Annotated in this window: 1 rRNA gene; it reads right to left on the bottom strand. The window is 53.5% G+C overall.

Annotated elements, in window-relative coordinates:
- Window positions 1-2,573 (bottom strand): 23S ribosomal RNA (locus ACWFR3_RS46690); the annotation flags it as partial.
- Between the last annotated feature and the right edge of the window lie 11 nt (window positions 2,574-2,584).

Below are 2,584 nucleotides of genomic sequence, written 5' to 3' on the forward strand. Positions count from 1 at the left end.
CTTGGGACCGACTCCAGCCCCAGGATGCGATGAGCCGACATCGAGGTGCCAAACCTCCCCGTCGATGTGGACTCTTGGGGGAGATAAGCCTGTTATCCCCGGGGTAGCTTTTATCCGTTGAGCGATGGCCCTTCCATGCGGAACCACCGGATCACTAAGCCCGACTTTCGTCCCTGCTCGACTTGTAGGTCTCGCAGTCAAGCTCCCTTGTGCCTTTACACTCTGCGAATGATTTCCAACCATTCTGAGGGAACCTTTGGGCGCCTCCGTTACCTTTTAGGAGGCGACCGCCCCAGTCAAACTGCCCACCTGACACTGTCTCCCCGCCCGATAAGGGCGGCGGGTTAGAAGGTCAATACAGCCAGGGTAGTATCCCACCGATGCCTCCACCGAAGCTGGCGCTCCGGTTTCCAAGGCTCCTACCTATCCTGTACAAGCTGTACCAAAATTCAATATCAGGCTGCAGTAAAGCTCCACGGGGTCTTTCCGTCCTGTCGCGGGTAACCTGCATCTTCACAGGTACTATAATTTCACCGAGTCTCTCGTTGAGACAGTGCCCAGATCGTTGCGCCTTTCGTGCGGGTCGGAACTTACCCGACAAGGAATTTCGCTACCTTAGGACCGTTATAGTTACGGCCGCCGTTTACTGGGGCTTCAATTCGCACCTTCGCTTACGCTAAGCGCTCCTCTTAACCTTCCAGCACCGGGCAGGCGTCAGCCCCTATACTTCGCCTTACGGCTTCGCAGAGACCTGTGTTTTTGCTAAACAGTCGCCTGGGCCTATTCACTGCGGCTCTCTCGGGCTTGCACCCTAACAGAGCACCCCTTCTCCCGAAGTTACGGGGTCATTTTGCCGAGTTCCTTAACGAGAGTTCTCTCGATCACCTTAGGATTCTCTCCTCGCCTACCTGTGTCGGTTTGCGGTACGGGCACCTCTCACCTCGCTAGAGGCTTTTCTTGGCAGTGTGGAATCAGGAACTTCGCTACTATATTTCGCTCGCCATCACAGCTCAGCCTTATGGGAAACGGATTTGCCTATTTCCCAGCCTAACTGCTTGGACGCGCATATCCAACAGCGCGCTTACCCTATCCTCCTGCGTCCCCCCATTGCTCAAACGGTGAAGAGGTGGTACAGGAATATCAACCTGTTGTCCATCGCCTACGCCTTTCGGCCTCGGCTTAGGTCCCGACTAACCCTGAGCGGACGAGCCTTCCTCAGGAAACCTTAGGCATTCGGTGGAGGGGATTCTCACCCCTCTTTCGCTACTCATACCGGCATTCTCACTTCTAAGCGCTCCACCAGTCCTTCCGGTCTGGCTTCACAGCCCTTAGAACGCTCTCCTACCACTGTTCGAAGAACAGTCCGCAGCTTCGGTGATACGTTTAGCCCCGGTACATTTTCGGCGCAGAGTCACTCGACCAGTGAGCTATTACGCACTCTTTAAATGGTGGCTGCTTCTAAGCCAACATCCTGGTTGTCTAAGCAACTCCACATCCTTTTCCACTTAACGTATACTTTGGGACCTTAGCTGGTGGTCTGGGCTGTTTCCCTTTCGACTACGGATCTTATCACTCGCAGTCTGACTCCCAAGGATAAGTCATTGGCATTCGGAGTTTGACTGAATTCGGTAACCCGGTAGGGGCCCCTAGTCCAATCAGTGCTCTACCTCCAAGACTCTTACCTTGAGGCTAGCCCTAAAGCTATTTCGGAGAGAACCAGCTATCTCCAGGTTCGATTGGAATTTCTCCGCTACCCACACCTCATCCCCGCACTTTTCAACGTGCGTGGGTTCGGGCCTCCATTCAGTGTTACCTGAACTTCACCCTGGACATGGGTAGATCACCTGGTTTCGGGTCTACGACCACGTACTCAATTCGCCCTATTCAGACTCGCTTTCGCTGCGGCTCCGCATCTTCTGCTTAACCTTGCACGGGATCGTAACTCGCCGGTTCATTCTACAAAAGGCACGCCATCACCCGTTAACGGGCTCTGACTACTTGTAGGCACACGGTTTCAGGATCTCTTTCACTCCCCTTCCGGGGTGCTTTTCACCTTTCCCTCACGGTACTGGTTCACTATCGGTCACTAGGGAGTATTTAGCCTTGGGAGATGGTCCTCCCAGCTTCCGACGGAATTTCACGTGTTCCGCCGTACTCAGGATCCACTCAGGAGGGAACGAAGTTTTGACTACAGGGCTGTTACCTCCTATGGCGGGCCTTTCCAGACCTCTTCATTTACTTCGTTCCTTTGTAACTCCGTACAGAGTGTCCTACAACCCCAAGAGGCAAGCCTCTTGGTTTGGGCTAATTCCGTTTCGCTCGCCGCTACTCAGGAAATCGCATTTGCTTTCTCTTCCTCCGGGTACTTAGATGTTTCAGTTCCCCGGGTCTGCCTTCTCATATCCTATGAATTCAGATATGGATACCACTCCATTACGAGTGGTGGGTTTCCCCATTCGGAAATCTCCGGATCAAAGCTTGCTTACAGCTCCCCGAAGCATATCGGTGTTAGTCCCGTCCTTCATCGGCTCCTAGTGCCAAGGCATTCACCGTGCGCCCTTACTAACTTAACCTAAAAAGGTTG

The organism is Streptomyces sp. NPDC055189 (assembly GCF_053606765.1).